This window comes from Isoptericola sp. S6320L (assembly GCF_023015685.1).
Taxonomy (GTDB): domain Bacteria; phylum Actinomycetota; class Actinomycetes; order Actinomycetales; family Cellulomonadaceae; genus Isoptericola; species Isoptericola halotolerans_A.
Genome location: NZ_JALKAT010000002.1, coordinates 43,300 through 59,127 on the forward strand (window position 1 = coordinate 43,300; position 15,828 = coordinate 59,127).

General features: G+C 73.9%; 18 protein-coding genes, 1 tRNA gene and 1 riboswitch. Of the genes, 6 read left to right on the plus strand and 13 right to left on the minus strand.

The annotated features are described in order from the left end of the window. Position 1 precedes the first annotated feature (1 nt). A complete protein-coding gene (locus MWU57_RS01690) occupies positions 2-607 on the minus strand; it encodes a DUF998 domain-containing protein (protein WP_246906909.1) in 606 nt (201 codons plus the stop codon). Between the two features lie 112 nt (positions 608-719). On the opposite strand from MWU57_RS01690, the gene MWU57_RS01695 reads away from it, so the two are divergent. Together MWU57_RS01695 and MWU57_RS01700 are read left to right on the plus strand one after the other, a co-directional pair. Then, positions 720-1,151, plus strand: a complete 432-nt coding sequence (locus MWU57_RS01695) for a hypothetical protein (RefSeq protein ID WP_106269782.1) — start codon at positions 720-722, stop codon at positions 1,149-1,151. Between the two features lie 96 nt (positions 1,152-1,247). Then, positions 1,248-2,576 (plus strand): APC family permease, encoded by a 1,329-nt coding sequence (locus MWU57_RS01700; RefSeq protein WP_246906910.1) that lies wholly within the window; start codon positions 1,248-1,250, stop codon positions 2,574-2,576. Between the two features lie 19 nt (positions 2,577-2,595). Here the strand turns inward: MWU57_RS01700 and MWU57_RS01705 are convergent, their stop codons facing one another. From MWU57_RS01705 to MWU57_RS01715, 3 genes are read right to left on the minus strand one after another with little or no spacing between them, the layout of a single operon-like run. Continuing rightward, positions 2,596-2,943, minus strand: a complete 348-nt coding sequence (locus MWU57_RS01705; RefSeq protein WP_246906912.1) for a hypothetical protein — start codon at positions 2,941-2,943, stop codon at positions 2,596-2,598. 35 nt (positions 2,944-2,978) lie between these two features. Further along, complete coding sequence (locus MWU57_RS01710) at positions 2,979-3,221, minus strand: alpha/beta fold hydrolase (RefSeq protein ID WP_246906914.1); 243 nt, start codon at positions 3,219-3,221, stop codon at positions 2,979-2,981. A gap of 55 nt (positions 3,222-3,276) precedes the next feature. Further along, on the minus strand, positions 3,277-3,537 hold the full coding sequence (locus tag MWU57_RS01715) for an acyl carrier protein (RefSeq protein ID WP_246906916.1): 261 nt from the start codon (positions 3,535-3,537) through the stop codon (positions 3,277-3,279). Positions 3,538-3,702: 165 nt separating this feature from the next. Here MWU57_RS01715 and MWU57_RS01720 point away from each other — a divergent pair, with 165 nt between their 5' ends. Together MWU57_RS01720 and surE are read left to right on the plus strand one after the other, a co-directional pair. Beyond that, on the plus strand, positions 3,703-4,644 hold the full coding sequence (locus MWU57_RS01720) for a PfkB family carbohydrate kinase (protein ID WP_246906918.1): 942 nt from the start codon (positions 3,703-3,705) through the stop codon (positions 4,642-4,644). Then, the gene (gene surE / locus MWU57_RS01725) at positions 4,644-5,414 is read left to right on the plus strand and encodes a 5'/3'-nucleotidase SurE (RefSeq protein ID WP_246906920.1); all 771 of its coding nucleotides are present in this window, start codon (positions 4,644-4,646) and stop codon (positions 5,412-5,414) included. Before MWU57_RS01720 ends, surE begins: the two co-directional genes overlap by 1 nt. 9 nt (positions 5,415-5,423) lie before the next feature. Here the strand turns inward: surE and MWU57_RS01730 are convergent, their stop codons facing one another. Then, the gene (locus MWU57_RS01730; protein WP_246906922.1) at positions 5,424-6,803 is read right to left on the minus strand and encodes a copper resistance CopC/CopD family protein; all 1,380 of its coding nucleotides are present in this window, start codon (positions 6,801-6,803) and stop codon (positions 5,424-5,426) included. Positions 6,804-6,906: 103 nt separating this feature from the next. Here MWU57_RS01730 and MWU57_RS01735 point away from each other — a divergent pair, with 103 nt between their 5' ends. Both MWU57_RS01735 and MWU57_RS01740 read left to right on the plus strand, forming a co-directional pair. Beyond that, the gene (locus tag MWU57_RS01735) at positions 6,907-7,308 is read left to right on the plus strand and encodes a four-helix bundle copper-binding protein (protein ID WP_246906924.1); all 402 of its coding nucleotides are present in this window, start codon (positions 6,907-6,909) and stop codon (positions 7,306-7,308) included. A gap of 127 nt (positions 7,309-7,435) precedes the next feature. After that, the gene (locus tag MWU57_RS01740; protein WP_246906925.1) at positions 7,436-8,539 is read left to right on the plus strand and encodes a pectinesterase family protein; all 1,104 of its coding nucleotides are present in this window, start codon (positions 7,436-7,438) and stop codon (positions 8,537-8,539) included. A gap of 71 nt (positions 8,540-8,610) precedes the next feature. Here MWU57_RS01740 and MWU57_RS01745 read toward each other — a convergent pair. The 8 genes from MWU57_RS01745 to MWU57_RS01780 all read right to left on the minus strand — a co-directional run bounded on the left by MWU57_RS01745 (position 8,611) and on the right by MWU57_RS01780 (position 15,826). After that, positions 8,611-8,684, minus strand: a tRNA-Pro gene (locus MWU57_RS01745). Between the two features lie 121 nt (positions 8,685-8,805). Continuing rightward, the gene (gene ribH / locus MWU57_RS01750) at positions 8,806-9,300 is read right to left on the minus strand and encodes a 6,7-dimethyl-8-ribityllumazine synthase (RefSeq protein WP_246906927.1); all 495 of its coding nucleotides are present in this window, start codon (positions 9,298-9,300) and stop codon (positions 8,806-8,808) included. Then, on the minus strand, positions 9,297-10,589 hold the full coding sequence (locus tag MWU57_RS01755) for a bifunctional 3,4-dihydroxy-2-butanone-4-phosphate synthase/GTP cyclohydrolase II (protein ID WP_246906930.1): 1,293 nt from the start codon (positions 10,587-10,589) through the stop codon (positions 9,297-9,299). Before MWU57_RS01755 ends, ribH begins: the two co-directional genes overlap by 4 nt. After that, on the minus strand, positions 10,586-11,188 hold the full coding sequence (locus MWU57_RS01760) for a riboflavin synthase (RefSeq protein ID WP_246906932.1): 603 nt from the start codon (positions 11,186-11,188) through the stop codon (positions 10,586-10,588). The genes MWU57_RS01755 and MWU57_RS01760 overlap by 4 nt, the downstream gene beginning before the upstream one ends. Beyond that, entirely contained in the window at positions 11,188-12,309 is a 1,122-nt protein-coding gene (ribD, locus tag MWU57_RS01765; protein WP_246906933.1) for a bifunctional diaminohydroxyphosphoribosylaminopyrimidine deaminase/5-amino-6-(5-phosphoribosylamino)uracil reductase RibD, read from the minus strand. Before ribD ends, MWU57_RS01760 begins: the two co-directional genes overlap by 1 nt. A gap of 126 nt (positions 12,310-12,435) precedes the next feature. Further along, positions 12,436-12,566: riboswitch (FMN riboswitch) on the minus strand. Between the two features lie 80 nt (positions 12,567-12,646). Next, entirely contained in the window at positions 12,647-14,176 is a 1,530-nt protein-coding gene (gene der / locus MWU57_RS01770; protein WP_246906935.1) for a ribosome biogenesis GTPase Der, read from the minus strand. Positions 14,177-14,276: 100 nt separating this feature from the next. Beyond that, positions 14,277-14,966, minus strand: coding sequence for a (d)CMP kinase (cmk, locus tag MWU57_RS01775; RefSeq protein ID WP_246906937.1), 690 nt, complete (start codon positions 14,964-14,966; stop codon positions 14,277-14,279). 50 nt (positions 14,967-15,016) lie between these two features. Then, positions 15,017-15,826 carry a pseudouridine synthase gene (locus MWU57_RS01780; RefSeq protein WP_246906939.1) on the minus strand — a complete coding sequence of 270 codons (810 nt, stop codon included), beginning with the start codon at positions 15,824-15,826 and terminating at the stop codon, positions 15,017-15,019. Positions 15,827-15,828 lie beyond the last annotated feature (2 nt).

The following is a 15,828-nucleotide window of genomic DNA, read 5'->3' on the forward strand; positions in this document are numbered from 1 at the left end:
GTCACACCTCCCGGTACGTGCCCGGAGCGTCCGGGCCCGCCAGCCGCAGGGCCTCGACGGCGAACCAGGCGTAACCGACGGCGAACAGCAACCGCTGCGCCGCTCCCTGCACGTCGGGTGCCGTCCACATGATCAGCGGCAGGACGACGGAGGCCACGACGGCGACGGAGTCGAGCACCCGGATCGGCCCGGGACGGCGCCCCCGCCGGACGCTCACGGCCACCACGCCGATCACGAAGGCGAACCCGACCGTCGTCGCGGCGATGCTGTGCATCGTGTCCTCCACGCGGTCCCACGGTGCGCTGTACCAGGCTCGGTGGGAGAACGTGCCGACCAGGATGACCGCTGTGCCGTACACGCCGTGCGCCGAGCGACCCCACGGCCCCCACGCCTCGCCGGCGAGCCCGGCCTCGAGCAGGACCGCCAGCCCCAGCAGCACGAACCCGGTCCGTGCCACCCAGGCGCCCGGGACCTCCTGGCCGCCCGCCTCGCTCACCGAGTGGCGCACCACGTCGTAGGTCTCGGGCACGGCGAGGGGGGCCAGGGCGACGCACACGGCGCTCGCCGCCAGCAGTGCGAGGACCACGGTCGCCGAGAGACGGTTCACGACTGAACGATCCCACTGCGAAGCCGCTCCGGCGCGTCGGCAGCGCTGCGGCGGTCACCAGGTCGACGCACGGCCGTCCTGGCCGCGCCGGTCGGTGACCTACCCTCGAGGTATGGCCACCTTCTCCTCCGTCACGCGTCCGCACGTCCTCTCGGCCATCGCCGAGCACGACGACCGCGGTCCCGTGGCGTTCCTCAAGCTCTACGGGTTCAGCCCGACCCCGGGGACCACCCTGCAGTTCGGTGGCACGACCTACGACGCGATGGCGATCCTCGCCGTCGCGCACCGGTACGCGACCGGTCGGGCCGCCCTGCCGGAAGAGATGGAGGGTGGCAAGGTCGCGGTCGGAGCGCTCCTGCGCAAGCACGGCTTCGAGGTCGACGGCAGCGGCGGCGCGCCGCCGGCGACGGCACGCCGGTCGGCCAGGACCGCCGCACGGGCCACGAGGTCCACCAAGACCCAGGAGCCGGAGAAGCCGGCTCCGGTGTGCCCGACGTGCTACATGACGTTGCCGGCCACGGGCGTCTGCGACAGCTGCGGGTAGGCGTCCGATCCCGCCCGGCCGCGCGAGCCGGGCGGCAGTCGTCGGGCTGCCCGCGTCGCCGATGCGGGCATCGGCCCTTCCCCGCACAATCGCCACATGTCTGGCACCGGAACCTCCAGCCCGACCGGTCTCCGCCGCGCGGTGACCGGTCCGCTGCTCTTCCTGTTCATCCTCGGCGACGTCCTCGGCGCCGGCGTCTACGCCCTCATCGGCGAGATGGCCGGCGACGCGGGCGGTCTCGTGTGGTTGTCGTTCGGGGTCGCACTGGGTCTGGCCCTGCTGACCGCCTTCTCCTACGCCGAGCTCGTCACCAAGTACCCGCGAGCCGGCGGCTCGGCCGTCTACGCCGAGAAGGCGTACCGCAGCCCGCTGGTCGCGTTCCTCGTCGGCTACTGCATGCTCGCTGCCGGGGTGGTGAGCGCCGCCGGGCTGTCCCTGGCCTTCACCGGCGAGTACCTCACCGCGTTCCTCCCCGTGCCGCAGGTGCCCGCGGCGATCGTGTTCCTGCTCGTGGTGGCGCTCGTCAACGCGTGGGGCATCAAGGAGTCGCTGCGGGCCAACGTCGTCATGACGGTCGTCGAGGCCGCAGGCCTGGTTCTCGTCACCGTCCTGGGCGCCTGGGTCATCGGGCGCGGGGACGCGGACCTCGGCGGTGCCTTCACCCCGCCGGAGGGTTCCTCCGTCTGGCTCGCCGTCCTGGGCAGCGCCCTGGTGGCCTTCTACTCGTTCGTGGGGTTCGAGACGTCGGCGAACCTGGCCGAGGAGATCCGTGACGTCTCCCGGGTCTACCCGCGCGCCCTGTTCGGCTCGCTGGCGACGGCGGGCGCCGTCTACGTCGTGCTGGGGTTCGTCGCGCCGGCCGTCGTCGCACCGGCCGAGCTCGCCGCGTCCTCCGGGCCGCTGCTCGAGGTCGTCCGGGTCGCCGGCGCCGTGCCGCCGGAGCTCTTCGCCGCGATCGCGCTCGTCGCGATCGCCAACGGAGCTCTCCTGACCATGATCATGGCGAGCCGGCTGGCCTACGGCATGGCCCGCCAGGGCCTGCTGCCCGCTCCGCTCGGCCGCGTCCTGCCGCGCCGCCGCACGCCGGGGGTCGCGATCCTCGTCACCACCGCCCTCGCCGTCGTGCTCGCCGCCACCAACGAGCTCATCGACCTGGCCTCGACCGTCGTCCTGCTCCTCCTCTTCGTGTTCCTCTCCACCAACGTCGCGGTCCTGGTGCTGCGTCGCGACACCGTCGCGCACGACCACTTCCGCGCTCCGTCGGTGATGCCCGTCCTCGCCGTCCTGTCCTGTCTGCTCCTGCTCACGCAGCAGGAGCTGCGGCACTGGGCTCTGGCAGGGGTGCTGCTCGCGGTCGGGGTGGGCCTGCACCTCGTGATGCGGCGCCTGGCGCGGTCCGGCTCGACGTCGGCGTCGGCGGCGTGACCGACCTCGCGGCACGGCCTCAGGCGTCCGGCTGTGCCGTGCGACGCCGTCGTGCGGCGAACCGGTCGAGCTCGCGCAGCAGGAGCGGCACCAGCTCCGGGTCCGCCAGCGACCGGAAGTGCCCCGGCGTGGCGAGCCGGACGTTGTGCGCGCCGGGCAGCCCCCTCCCGGTGGGGACGTGCGGGTCCAGCGCGGCGATCACCTCGTCGTCGGGAAGGAAGGCCCGGACGCTGCGCAGCGGCACCCGTCTGGCGTAGGGCGACCCGGAGAACGGCGTGTTGACCGCCACCATCCCCAGGAGGCGCGGGCCCACGTCGGCGCGGCCCATGAGGCTCTTGCCGATCAGCCCGCCCTTGCTGTGCGCCACCGCCACCACGTCCTCGAGGCCCTGGTCGGCCAGGGCTATCGCGACGACGACCTGGGCCCCATCGTGTGCCCGACCAGCACCGCGGAGGTGATTCCTCGGCGGTCGAGCACCCCCAACACCAGGCCCGCCAGCTCCTCCACGCTCGGCACCGTGCGAGGGCGAGGGCTGCGGCCGAACCCCGGCAGGTCCGGAGCGCTCACCCGCCGGTCGGTGGCCAGCTCGGCGGCGAGCGGCCGGAAGGACCGCTCCGACACGCCGATGCCGTGCACCAGGACCACGGCATGGGCGGTCGGGTCGCCCGCTTCGAAGACGGCGAGCCGGTCGACCGGCGGCTCAGCCGTCGGTGCCGCCCTGCGGCGCGGTCGCCGACGTCCCCTGGTGCTGGGTGAGCTCGGCGATGAACCGGTGGCACTGCTGGGCACGTGCGGAGTCCTCGGACATCACCTGCTCGAAGAAGGCGGCGATCTCCTCCTTGCCCGCGTTGCGGGCGTCACGCACGTACTGGCCGTAGTCGTGGCCGGCCTTGAGCGCGTGGTACTGCACCGAGACGAGGTCGTAGGTGACGTCGTCGAAGCCGGTCTCTCCTGTTGCCATGATGGGTCCTCTCCCACGGGGGACACCGCGGCGGTCGCGGGCGTCCCGGCCGGTGGCCCGCTGCTGGACCGTCACAGTCACCGTGCCAGGGTCGCGTCGGCTCGCAACCCCGGCACCGTGCACCGCGCCGGGCGTGCACGGCGGATCCTGCCTAGGGTCCCTGACATGGCTGCCGACACCGCCCCCACCGTCTGCGTCGTGGCGCCCGAGCCGCAGCTGACGATCGAGATCGAGACGGACCGCTCCCGCGAGGCTCCCGAGATCCACCTGCACCCGGGCGGGCAGGGGCTGTGGGTGGCGACCATGGCCCGCTCGCTCGACGCGGAGGTGGTCGTCTGCGGACCGTTCGGCGGCGAGACCGGGGAGATCACCGCCCACCTGGCACGGTCCCGCGGCCTCGTGGTGCGCACCCCGGCGCAGGGCGGTGGCGGCACGCTGCTGCGTGACCGCCGCGGCGGCGGCGAGCCCGAGCTGGTGACCGTGCCGCCGCAGCCCCTCGACCGGCACGGCATCGACGACTTCTACAGCATCGCCCTCGTCGGAGCGCTGGAGTCGGACGTGTGCGTGCTGACGGGCAACCAGCACGACGTCGGGATACCGCCGGACCATCTGGCCCGCCTGGCTCACGACGTCGCGTCGTCGGGCACGCCGGTCGTCGCCGACCTGAGCGGCGACCTGGCCACCGCCGTCGGCCGGGAGGCGATCGCCGTGCTGAAGATGAGCGACCAGGAGATGGTCGCCACGGGCGTCGCCGACGACGACTCCGTGGCCGCTCTGCGTCGCGCGGCCGAGGCGTGGGTGGCCGACGGCCCCGGGGCCTTCGTCGTCTCCCGGGCGGGCGATCCGACGCTCCTCGTCACCACGGAGGACGCCTGGACGCTCACGACGCCCGAGGTGTCGACCGTCGACCACCGGGGTGCGGGCGACTCTATGACGGCCGGGATCGCAGTGGGGCTCGCCCGGGGCCTGCCGCTGACGGAGGCGGTGCGGCTCGGTGCCGCCGCCGGGGCGCTCAACGTCGCACGGCACGGGTTGGGCAGCGGACGTCGTGGCGAGATCGAGGCCTTCGCCGCCCGGGTGTCCGTCGACGAGCTCGGGAGGGTCTGATGCTGGCACTGGTCACCAACGACGACGGGATCGGCTCCCCCGGCCTGGGGGTCCTGGCGCGGTGCGCGGCGGCCGCCGGGCTGGACGTGCTGGTCGCCGCGCCCCGGGTCGAGTCGTCCGGCGCCTCGGCCGCGCTGCACGGCGCCGAGGAGGACGGGCGCCTGATGGTGGAGGAGCGCCGGGCGCCGGGCGTGCCCGACGGCGTGCGCTCGCTCGCCGTCGCCGCCGACCCGGCCCTCATCGCCTTCGTCTCGGCCTACGGCGCGTTCGGCGCCGTCCCCGACGTTCTGCTGTCGGGCGTCAACCGGGGGCCCAACGTCGGCAACGCCGTCCTGCACTCCGGCACGGTGGGTGCGGCCCTGTCCGGGGCGACGCTCGGCATGCGGTCGCTGGCCGTGTCGCTCGACGCCGCCGACCCCCGGCACTGGGAGACGGCGGAGGCGGTGACCGCGCACGCCCTCGACTGGTTGCTCGCCGGGCCCCGGTCCCGTCGCACGCTGAACATCAACGTGCCGGACCTGCCCCGTGCCGAGCTGCGGGGCCTGCGGCAGGCGCCGCTCGCCTCGTTCGGCGCGGTCCACGCCCGGGTGGCGCAGCACGAGGCCGACGACGCGGCACTGGTGGTGCGCTACGAGGGCACGGAGCGATCGACCGAGCCGGAGTCGGACGCCGGGCTGCTCGCCCAGGGGTGGGCGACGGCGTCGCTGCTGCTCGCCCCGTACGCGGACGAGTCCGTGCAGGTGCCGGGCCTCGGGGACGCGGACGGCTGAGGACCGCGGTCACGCGTGCACGGAGGCCGCCACGAGCCATGCCGTGATCAGCACCACGACCACGAGCAGGGCCGTCTCGTGCCCCGCCCCGCGCTGGAGCAGGCTGCCTGCCGCGTGCGCACGCCGTGCGCCGTGCCCCGGGGCCTGCAGCGACGGGACCACCCGGAAGTGCTGGTGTGCACCGATCGCCGCGACGACGGCGACGACGGCGACCTTCGCCAGCAGGAACAAGCCCCAGCTGCTTTCCCAGAGCTGCGACGGCCGGTCGAGGATCTCGACGGCGAGCAGGATGCCGGCGATCCCCACGACCACCACCGACAGGGCGGCCACCGACGAGAAGCGGCTGCCGAGGTGGCCCGCGTCGAGCGCTCGGCCGTCCTTGCGGCGACGGCGCAGCACGACACCGATCATCACGACTCCGCCTGTCCACGTGGCCGCCGCCGCCAGGTGCGCCACGTCGACGCCGACGACGAGCCACCACGGCGACCCGGTGTTGCTGTGGCCGCCGAGGACCTGGCCGGCGGTCATCGCCAGGACCCCCACCACCGCCGCCCAGGAGCCGGGGAGCGACCGCCACGCACCGACGAGGACGAGGGCGGCCCCGACCGCCTGCAGGCCGAACACCCACGCCGTGGGACCGGCGAGGGCGTCGCCGAGGGCGGCGGCCGAGCCCGCCGCCGCCACGTCGCCCCCGGCCACCACCACCGCGCGCGCCGTGACACGGACGGCGAGCCCGACGAGCACGAGGAGCACGGTCCAGCGCACCGCGCGCAGCACCACCGGGATGTCGCGCCGGTCCGGACCTCGCATCACCAGTGCGGCGAACAGCAGTCCGCCGGCCCCGACGAGCAGCCCCCAGAGGGCAGCGGCGTTGCCGAGCCTCGCCACCACCTGCGCGAAGTCCTCGGCGCCCGGGTCCGTCGTCGTCTCCAGGTCCGGAGGCGGGAGCGGCGCGCCGCTCGGCTCGGCCGGCGACGAGGCTTCCTGCGTGACGGTGGGCTCCGGCGCCTCGGACGGTGCGGTCTGCGTCTCCTGGACGGTGAACGAGAACGTGCCCTCGAGCGGGTGCCCGTCCTGCGCCGCGACCGACCAGGCCACCTCGTATCCGCCGTCCGCCAGCCCGCCCTCCGGGGTCGCCACCACCACCGCTCCCGCACGCTCCTGCGTCACGTCGACGTCCACCGTGCCGTCGGGGCCCTCGACCACCACGGTGTCGCCCAGCGGTGTCACCGGCCGCGTGAAGGTCAGGACCACCTCGCCCACGGGGCCGGACGTCGTCGTCCCGTCCGCGGGCTCCGCGGTGTCCAGATCCGTGTGGGCGGAGGCCGACGGAGCGCCGACGAGCACCAGCGCGACGGTGAACAGCACCACAGCGACCTTCTTGAGCATGACAGCCGATCTTACGGGTGCCCGGGCACCCGGATGCGGGCACCGGCGACGGCTCCTAGCGTCGAGGAGTCCGCACGATCCCTCCGGCGCGAAGGAGAACGCGATGAAGACGACCGAGATGATGGCGACGTACCCGGCCGAGATCAATCTCGACCGCCGGCTCCTGGCAGGTGCCGTGGAGGCACTGGTCGAGTGCGCCCAGGCCTGCACCGCGTGCGCGGACGCCTGCCTGAGCGAGGAGATGGTCGCCGACCTGCGCAAGTGCATCCGCTCGAACCTCGACTGCGCCGACATCTGCGACACGACGGCGCGCGTGCTGTCGCGGCACACCGGCTACGACGCGAACGTCTCCCGCGCACAGCTCGAGGCCTGCATCCAGGCCTGCCGTTCCTGCGGTGACCAGTGCGAGAGCCACGCCGCGATGCACGAGCACTGCCGGGTCTGCGCCGAGGCGTGCCGCGCCTGCGAGCGTGCCTGCGCCGACCTCCTGGCCGCGATGAGCTGACCGGCCGACCAGTCCTTACCGGGAGTTGCCCAGCGCCATCGTCCATGTCACCATGAGGCGAGCGGGAAACCGGTTTCTCGCTGATCAAGCCCGATGTCGACGACGACACCAGCTCCCGGAGGCGACGATGCCCACCACCCCAGCTCCGCGATCCGCCACTCGCCGCAACCTCAGCGGCCCGGCCGGCAGCGCCATGGCGCTCGCGCTGGCAGCGGGCCTGCTGGCCGCCCCGGCGGCGGCGGGTGACGGAGGGATCCAGGGCGACGACGAAACCCAGATCGTCGTCGCGGCTGACGGCTCCGGCGACGTCACCACGGTCCAGGGGGCCGTCGACCTGGCTCCGGCGCACTCCGAGGACCGCGTGGAGATCCTCATCGAGCCCGGCACGTACCACGGACGGGTCGTCGTGCCCTCCTCGCACACCAACCTGTCGTTCGTGGGAGCGACCGGCGACCCGGCCGACGTGGTCATCACCGACGACCGTGCCGCCGGCACACCGCACCCCGACGGGGGCACCTGGGGCACCACGGGAAGCAGCACCGTCACCATCTCCGGTGCCGGTCTCCAAGCCCACGCCGTGACGTTCGAGAACGCCTTCGACGAGGCCGCGCACCCGGAGATCAGCAGCAGGCAGTCCGTGGCGGTCAAGTCACGGGCCGACCGCGTCGTCTACGACAAGGTCCGCTTCCTGAGCAACCAGGACACCCTCTACCTCGACAGCCCCGACAACCGGACGCCGGCCCGCGTCTACCTCACCGACAGCTGGATCGAGGGCGACGTGGACTTCATCTTCGGCCGCGGGACCGCCGTCATCGAGGACACCACCATCAAGGCCCTGCGCCGCGACTCCGACCCGAGCGGGTACGTCTTCGCCCCCAGCACCTCCCACGAGTTCTCCCGCGGGTTCCTCGTCACCGACTCGCGGATCATCTCCAACGCCGGGCCGGACAGCTACTACCTCGGTCGCCCCTGGCACCCGAGCAGCAACCCCGACAACGACCCCCGCATCGTGGTGCGCGACACGTGGATCGGCAACTTCCTCAAGGCCGACCCGTGGACGACGATGTCAGGCTACGACTGGCTCGCCGGCAGCAACGCCGAGCACGCCAACCGCGGCCCCGGTGCGGTGCTGAACGAGTTCCGGCCGCAGCTGACCCCCGACGAGGCAGCCGACCACACGCCGGCTTCGTACCTCGCCGGCGACGACGGCTGGGATCCGCGGGCGGACTGACACACGCAGAAGGCCGGTTCTCGTCTCCGAGAACCGGCCTTCCGTCCTGCACTTCTGACGTCTGCACGACGTCGGGCTGACAGGATTTGAACCTGCGACCCCTTGACCCCCAGTCAAGTGCGCTACCAAGCTGCGCCACAGCCCGCCCGGACCGCCCCTCGCGCCGGAGCGCGGGAACCAGTCCGGTTCGGCCCCGGAGGGCCGACCGAAATACTACCCCAGACCGGGCGCTGCTCGTCCACTCGCGGCGGCCGGTGTGTGCGGGGTCACCGGACGTCGGCCACCACGGTGGAGCGCACCGTGCGCACGACGCGCGCGGTCGCGAGCGCCGCGGCCGTGGCCTCGTAGCCCTTGTCCTCGGAGGAACCGGGCAGTCCGGCACGGTCCAGCGCCTGGGCCTCGTCGTCGCAGGTGAGCAGCCCGAAGCCCACGGGGACGGCGTGGTCCAGGGCCACCCGACCGAGACCGTCGGTGGCCGCAGCGCACACATAGTCGAAGTGGGGCGTGCCGCCGCGGATGACGACGCCGAGCGCCACGACGGCGTCGAACCCCGCGGCCGCCGCGGCCTGGGCCGCCACCGGCAGCTCGAACGATCCCGGTACCCGCAGCACCTCCGGCTCCACCTGGTGGTCCTGGCACGCCCGCAGGGCGCCGTCCAGCAGGCCACCCATCACGGTGTCGTGCCAGGAGGCGGCGACGACGGCGACCCGCAGGTCCGAGCAGTCCGTCGCCCGTGTCGTGGGCGCTCCGGCGCCGCTCATCGGGCGGCCTCGGGCAGGCTGGGGCGAGTGGTCACGGGTGCTCCTTCGTCGGGTTCGAGGTTGGGCAGGTCGTGCCCCATGCGGTCCCGCTTGGTCCGCAGGTAGGCGACGTTGTCCGGGGCGGGATGGATCGCCAGCGGCAGGCGCTCGGCGACCTCCACTCCCCCGGCGTGCAGGCCGTCGACCTTCGCCGGGTTGTTCGTGAGCAGGCGCACGGCGCCGACCCCGAGGTCGCGCAGCACGTGGGCGGCCGCCGTGTACTCCCGGGAGTCGACCGGCAGCCCCTGGGCGAGGTTCGCGTCGATGGTGTCGTGGCCGCCGTCCTGCAGGCTGTAGGCGGCGAGCTTGGCGACGAGCCCGATGCCCCGGCCCTCGTGCCCGCGCACGTAGACGACCACACCGCGGCCCGCCTCCTGCACGGCGCGCAGGGAGGCGTCGAGCTGCGGCCCGCAGTCGCAGCGCAGGGAGCCGAACGCGTCGCCGGTGAGGCACTCGGAGTGCACCCGGGCCAGGACGGGTCCTTCGCCGTCCAGGTCCGCGAGCGCCCCCGCCACGAGGGCCACGTGCTCGTCCCCGGTCACCCGGTCGCGGTATCCCACGGCGGTGAACGTGCCGTGCCGGGTGGGCAGCCGCGTCACGGCGAGGCGGTCCACGAGCACCTCGGTCAGGCGCCGGTAGGCCGCCAGGTCGGCGACGCTGAGCAGCTCCAGCGAGTGCGCGGCGGCGAACTCCCGCAACGCCGGGAGCCGCATCATCGTGCCGTCGTCGTGCGTGAGCTCGGCGAGCACACCGGTGGTGCCCCGCCCGGCCAACCGGGCCAGGTCGACGGCCGCCTCGGTGTGCCCGGGGCGCTCCAGCACCCCGCCGTCGCGGGCGCGCAGCGGCAGCACGTGACCGGGCCGCGTGAGGTCCGCCGGCACCGCGCCGGGCGCGGCGAGCGTGCGTGCGGTGCGCGCCCGGTCGGCGCCGGAGATCCCGGTGGTCACGCCGTCGGCCGCGTCGACGGTCACCGTGTACGCCGTGCGGAAGGCGTCGCGGTTCTCGGCGACCATCAGGGGCAGTGCGAGCCGGTCCAGCGTGGCGCCGTCCGCGGCGACGCAGACGAGCCCGGACGTGTGCCGCACGGTGAAGCCCATCAGCTCGGGTGTCGCCGCCTCGGCGGCGAAGATGAGGTCCCCCTCGTTCTCGCGGTGCTCGTCGTCGACGACGACGACGGCGCGTCCCGCCGCCACGGCCGCCAGCGCGCGCTCGACCCGCTCCACCACCGCGGTCGTGCCGGGCGCGCTCACGAGGTCACCTCCGCCGTCGCGAGCAGCCGTTCGACGTGCCGCGCGAGCACGTCCGTCTCCAGGTTCACCTGGTCGCCCACGGCCCGCGCGCCGAGCGTGGTGCGCTCGAGGGTCTCGGGGATGAGGCTCACGGCGAACCGGTCCGTGCCGGCGTCGACCACGGTGAGCGAGACGCCGTCGACGGCGATCGACCCCTTGGTCACGACGTAGCGGGCCAGGTCGGTGGGCAGCGAGATCTCCACGACCTCCCACCGCTCCCCCGGTGTCCGGGCGAGCACCGTGCCGACGCCGTCGACGTGCCCCTGCACGATGTGCCCGCCGAGGCGGCCGGTGACGGGCAGCGCCGGCTCGAGGTTGACCCGGGCACCCGGGGCCAGGGAGCCGAGCGAGGTGCGCTGCAGCGTCTCGGCCATGAGGTCCGCGGTCCACGTCTCGGCGTCGAAGGCCGTCACCGTCAGGCAGCAGCCGTCGACGGCGATCGAGTCGCCGAGGCGGACGCCGTCGAGCACGTCCGACGCGGCGACGGTCAGCCGTGCGGCGTCGGCGGTGGTCTCCAGGGCACGGACGGTGCCGAGCTCGGTCACGATCCCGGTGAACATCAGGACTCCTTCCGCGGCCGCAGGGTGAGCCGCACGTTCGTCTCGGTCGGGCCGGCGTCGGCCCGACCGTCGGCCCCGGCCGTGCCGGGGGTGCCTGCGGCGAGCAGGGCGACGTCGACGACGTCGAGCCGCGCGGCCCCGGCGATGGTGGTGATGCCGAGGTCGCCCACGGCGGCAGGGCCGGCACCGAGAAGCACGGGCGCGACGTAGGCGACCACCTCGTCCACGAGCCCCGCTCGCCAGAAGGCGGCGGCCAGGGTGGCCCCGCCCTCGAGCAGCACGTGGCGACGGTCGGCGGCCCACAGGGCCTCGAGCGCCTCGCGCGGGTCATGGGTGCGCAGGTGCAGGGTCTCGGTCCCGTCGTCGGCCGGCACGGCGAGCCGCGACGACGGCGGCAGCTCGCGTCGGCCCATCACGGCACGCAGCGGCTGCTGGCCGGTCAGGTCGGCGTCGCGGACCGTCAACGACGGGTCGTCGGCGGCCACGGTGCCGGTGCCCACGAGCACCGTGTCGCAGGAGGCGCGCAGCCGGTGCACGTCCGCCCGCGCCGCGGCCGAGGTGATCCAGCGGGAGGTCCCGTCGGCCGCGGCGGTGCGCCCGTCGAGGCTCGCGGCGACCTTCCAGGTCACGACCGGGCGGCCGAGCTCCATGGCCCGCGTCCAGACGGCGTTGAGCGTGCGTGCCTCGTCACCCAGCACCCCGCCGACGACGTCGACACCGGCCGCGTGCAGCAGCGCACCGCCGCCGGTGGCGAGAGGGTTCGGGTCCAGCTGAGCGAACACGACGCGGCCGATGCCGGCGTCGACCAGCGCCTGTGCGCACGGCCCGGTACGCCCGGTGTGGGCGCACGGCTCGAGGGTCACGACGGCGGTGGCGCCGCGCGCCGCGTCCGGTCCGGCCGCGGCCCGCGCGTTCGCCAGCGCGACCGCCTCGGCGTGGGGCGTTCCCGCGCCGCGGTGGAAGCCCTCGGCGATCGTGGCGCCGTCGGCGTCGAGCAGTACGCACCCGACACGCGGGTTGGGGCCGAGGACCAGCCCGTCGGTGGCAGCCAGCTCGAGGGCGCGACGCATGGCGTCGGTCTCCGCGGGTCTCACGGTGGGTCCCGCCGTGGCGGTGGTCATGGTCAGCCCCTGTCATCCGGTCGCGGACCGCTGGGGCTGCACGGCGTCGTCGCCGCGCGCCGAGCCCGCGGCGCAAGGCACCGCGGGTGTGGACAGGTCCACACCATCGGCGATCGGGCGAAGGCGTCGCGTGCGTCTTCCCATCCGGACTTTGACCGTCGGTCCAGGAGTTCCACCTGGTCAACCGGTCACTGGCTGTGACCGGGTCGCGGACTTTCACCGCCGGCTCGGATTTTCACCGACCCCAGAGCACGCGAGCTGTTGCTCGTTCGTGCTGCGACGATACCGCACGAGCACGGGCATCCGGTGCGACACCGGTCACACCGGGCGCGCGGACTCAGCGCCGGCGGCGCTTCTCCCGGACACGCACGCTGATCGAGATCGGCGAGCCCTCGAACCCGAACGTCTCGCGCAGGCGGCGCTCGATGAACCGGCGGTAGCCCGCCTCGATGAACCCTGTGGCGAACAGCACGAACCGCGGCGGGCGCGTCGAGGCCTGCGTGGCGAACAGGATGCGCGGCTGCTTGCCCCCGCGCACGGGGTGCGGGTGCGCCGCGACGAGCTCACCGAGGAAGCCGTTGAGCCGTCCGGTCGGGATGCGCGTGTCCCAGGACTCCAGCGACGTCTCGAGAGCCCGCACCAGCTTGTCCGTGTGCCAGCCCGTCCGGGCCGAGACGTTCACCCGGGGCGCCCAGGTGACCTGCACCAGGTCGCGCTCGATCTCGCGCTCCAGGTACGGACGCCGGTCCTCGTCCATGAGGTCCCACTTGTTGTACGCGATCACCAGTGCCCTCCCGGAGTCGACCACCTGGGAGATCACCCGCGTGTCTTGCTCGGTCAGCGGCACCGACGCGTCCACCAGGACGACCGAGACCTCGGCCTTCTCGATGGCGGCCTGCGTGCGGAGCGAGGCGTAGAAGTCCGCACCGCTGGTCTGGTGCACGCGGCGGCGGATGCCCGCGGTGTCCACGAACCAGTACGGGATGCCCTTGATCTCGACGAGCTCGTCCACGGGGTCACGGGTCGTCCCGGCGACCTCGTCGACGACCACGCGCTGCGAGCCCGCGATCTTGTTCAGCAGCGACGACTTACCGACGTTCGGGCGGCCCACCAGGGCGACGCGCCGCGGACCCTCAGGCCGCAGGGTGCCGTGCGCGGAATGCTCGGGCAGCGCGTCCAGCACGGCGTCCAGCAGGTCCCCCGTCCCGCGCCCGTGGAGGGCGGAGACCGGACGCGGCTCGCCGAGACCGAGGGCCCACAGGTACGCGGCGTCGGCCTCGCCGGCAGGGCCGTCGACCTTGTTGGCGCACAGCACGACCGGCTTCCCCGAACGGCGCAGGAGCTCGACCACCCGCTCGTCGCTCGCCGTGGCGCCGACCTGGGCGTCCACCACGAACACGACGGCGTCGGCCAGGGAGATCGCGACCTCGGCCTGCTCCGCCACCTTGGACTCGATCCCGGCGACGTCGACCTCCCAGCCGCCCGTGTCGACCAGCGTGAAGTGCCGCCCGGACCACTCGGCGGGATAGCTCACGCGGTCGCGGGTCACCCCCGGCGTGTCCTCGACGACCGCCTCGCGCCGGCCCAGGATCCGGTTGACGAGGGTGGACTTGCCGACGTTGGGCCGGCCCACGACGGCCAGCACCGGCAGGGCGTGCTCGGCGGGGGCGAAGCCGTCGTCGTCCCACTCGTCGGACAGCAGCAGGCGGTCGGAGTCGTCGAGCTCGAAGTCCTCCAGGCCGGCGCGCAGAGCGCGCTCGCGCGCCTCGTCGTCGACGAACTCGGTCACGACGGTCGCGGTGTCCTCGGCAGGGTCGTCGACGACGTCGGCGGGCGTGGTCTCGGGGCCGTCGGCGGGGTAGGTCATGCCAACCATTGTCCCAGGTGCGCACGGGTCGGCACCACGTCGTACCGTCGTGCCCGGCGAGACGCGCGTCACGCCGGGCACGAGGGCGGCCCTGCGTCCGTCAGACGGCCGCGCGCTCCACGACGGTGAGCACGGCCTCGACCGTCTGCTCGAAGTCCAGCTCGCTGGAGTCCACCGTGACCACGCCGTCGGCGGCCACGTGGAACGTGCTCACGGTCGAGTCGTCACGGTCGCGGCGCAGCACCTGGTCCCGCGTCGCCTCGACGGACGTGGCGTCGGCGACGCCGTGCACCTCGAGGGACCGGCGGCGCAGCCGTGCCTCCTCGCTCGCCACGAGCAGCACGCGGGCGTCCGCGTCCGGCGCGACGACGGTGGTGATGTCCCGGCCCTCCGCGACGATGCCGTGCCCACCCGAGAAGCCGCCCGCGGTCTCGTCGGCGATGATGGCACGCTGCCGACGACGCAGCTCGTCGCGGACGTCCAGGTTGGTGGCGACCTGCGACACGACCGCGGTGACGTCCGTCGTCCGGATCGCCGCGGCGACGTCGTCCCCGTCCAGGGCGACCCCCGGCGCGGCGGGGTCGACGCCCATCTCCAGCGGCATCGCGCGCACGGCGGCGGCCACGGCCGCCGTGTCGTCGAGAGCCACGCCGCTGCGCACGCACCACAGCGTGGCCGCGCGGTACATGGCGCCCGTGTCGAGGTAGGCGAGGCCGAGCCGGGCGGCGACGGCCTTGGAGACGCTGGACTTGCCGGATCCGGACGGACCGTCGACGGCGATCGTGACCACTGCTGCTCGTTTCTGTGAGTGGGTGGGGTACGGGTGCGGTCGGGAAGAGGTCAGAGGTCGACGGCGCGCATGAGCGTGCCGAGCTCGGTGCGCCCCAGCACGCGCGACCGGCCGACCTTGAGGTCGCCCAGGGCGATCGGGCCGATGCGCGTGCGCACCAGACGGGTCACGGGGAAACCGACGGCCTCGAACATGCGCCGCACGATGCGGTTGCGGCCCTCGTGCAGCACGACCTCCAGCATCGACTGCCCGGGCACCGCGTCCACGACCCGCACCTTGTCCATGCGTGCCTTGCCGTCGTCGAGATCCACCCCGGAGGTGAGCTGCTTCATGATCCGCGGGTACACCTCGCCACCCTCGACCGTGACGAGGTACGTCTTGGGGATCTCGTGGCTCGGGTGCGCGAGCCGGTTGCCGAGCTCGCCGTCGTTGGTCAGGAGCAGCAGGCCCTCGGAGTCCGCGTCGAGGCGACCGACGTGGAACAGCCGCTCCGGGCGGTCCTTGACCAGCTCGGCCACCGTGGGCCGGCCGTCGGGGTCGCTCATGGCCGAGATCATGCCCAGCGGCTTGTTCACCGCGACGGTGATCTTGGACGGGTCGAGCTGGACGGTCATGCCGTCCACGCGGACGACCGCCGTGGCCGGGTCGATCCGTACCCCCAGCTCCGTGACGATCTGGCCGTCGACCTCGACCCGGGCCTCGGAGATCAGCTCCTCGCACTTGCGGCGCGAGCCGAGCCCCGCCTGGGCGAGCACCTTCTGCAGCCGGACGCCGTCGGCGACGTGGACGTCGACCGGTGGGGTCTGTGCTGCGTTCGACTGCTGGGGACGACGGCGGCCGCCGCGGCGTGAGGTGGGCATGG

What these genes read in the sequence shown, in the direction of transcription:
- MWU57_RS01760 (WP_246906932.1), bottom strand. Translation starts at nt 11,188, where the DNA reads ATGTTCACCGGGATCGTGACCGAGCTCGGCACCGTCCGTGCCCTGGAG.
- der (WP_246906935.1), bottom strand. Translation starts at nt 14,176, where the DNA reads ATGACCTACCCCGCCGACGGCCCCGAGACCACGCCCGCCGACGTCGTC.
- surE (WP_246906920.1), top strand. Translation starts at nt 4,644, where the DNA reads ATGCTGGCACTGGTCACCAACGACGACGGGATCGGCTCCCCCGGCCTG.
- MWU57_RS01695 (WP_106269782.1), top strand. Translation starts at nt 720, where the DNA reads ATGGCCACCTTCTCCTCCGTCACGCGTCCGCACGTCCTCTCGGCCATC.
- ribD (WP_246906933.1), bottom strand. Translation starts at nt 12,309, where the DNA reads ATGACCACCGCCACGGCGGGACCCACCGTGAGACCCGCGGAGACCGAC.
- MWU57_RS01740 (WP_246906925.1), top strand. Translation starts at nt 7,436, where the DNA reads ATGCCCACCACCCCAGCTCCGCGATCCGCCACTCGCCGCAACCTCAGC.
- MWU57_RS01700 (WP_246906910.1), top strand. Translation starts at nt 1,248, where the DNA reads ATGTCTGGCACCGGAACCTCCAGCCCGACCGGTCTCCGCCGCGCGGTG.
- MWU57_RS01730 (WP_246906922.1), bottom strand. Translation starts at nt 6,803, where the DNA reads ATGCTCAAGAAGGTCGCTGTGGTGCTGTTCACCGTCGCGCTGGTGCTC.
- ribH (WP_246906927.1), bottom strand. Translation starts at nt 9,300, where the DNA reads ATGAGCGGCGCCGGAGCGCCCACGACACGGGCGACGGACTGCTCGGAC.
- MWU57_RS01720 (WP_246906918.1), top strand. Translation starts at nt 3,703, where the DNA reads ATGGCTGCCGACACCGCCCCCACCGTCTGCGTCGTGGCGCCCGAGCCG.
- MWU57_RS01735 (WP_246906924.1), top strand. Translation starts at nt 6,907, where the DNA reads ATGAAGACGACCGAGATGATGGCGACGTACCCGGCCGAGATCAATCTC.
- MWU57_RS01715 (WP_246906916.1), bottom strand. Translation starts at nt 3,537, where the DNA reads ATGGCAACAGGAGAGACCGGCTTCGACGACGTCACCTACGACCTCGTC.
- MWU57_RS01780 (WP_246906939.1), bottom strand. Translation starts at nt 15,826, where the DNA reads ATGCCCACCTCACGCCGCGGCGGCCGCCGTCGTCCCCAGCAGTCGAAC.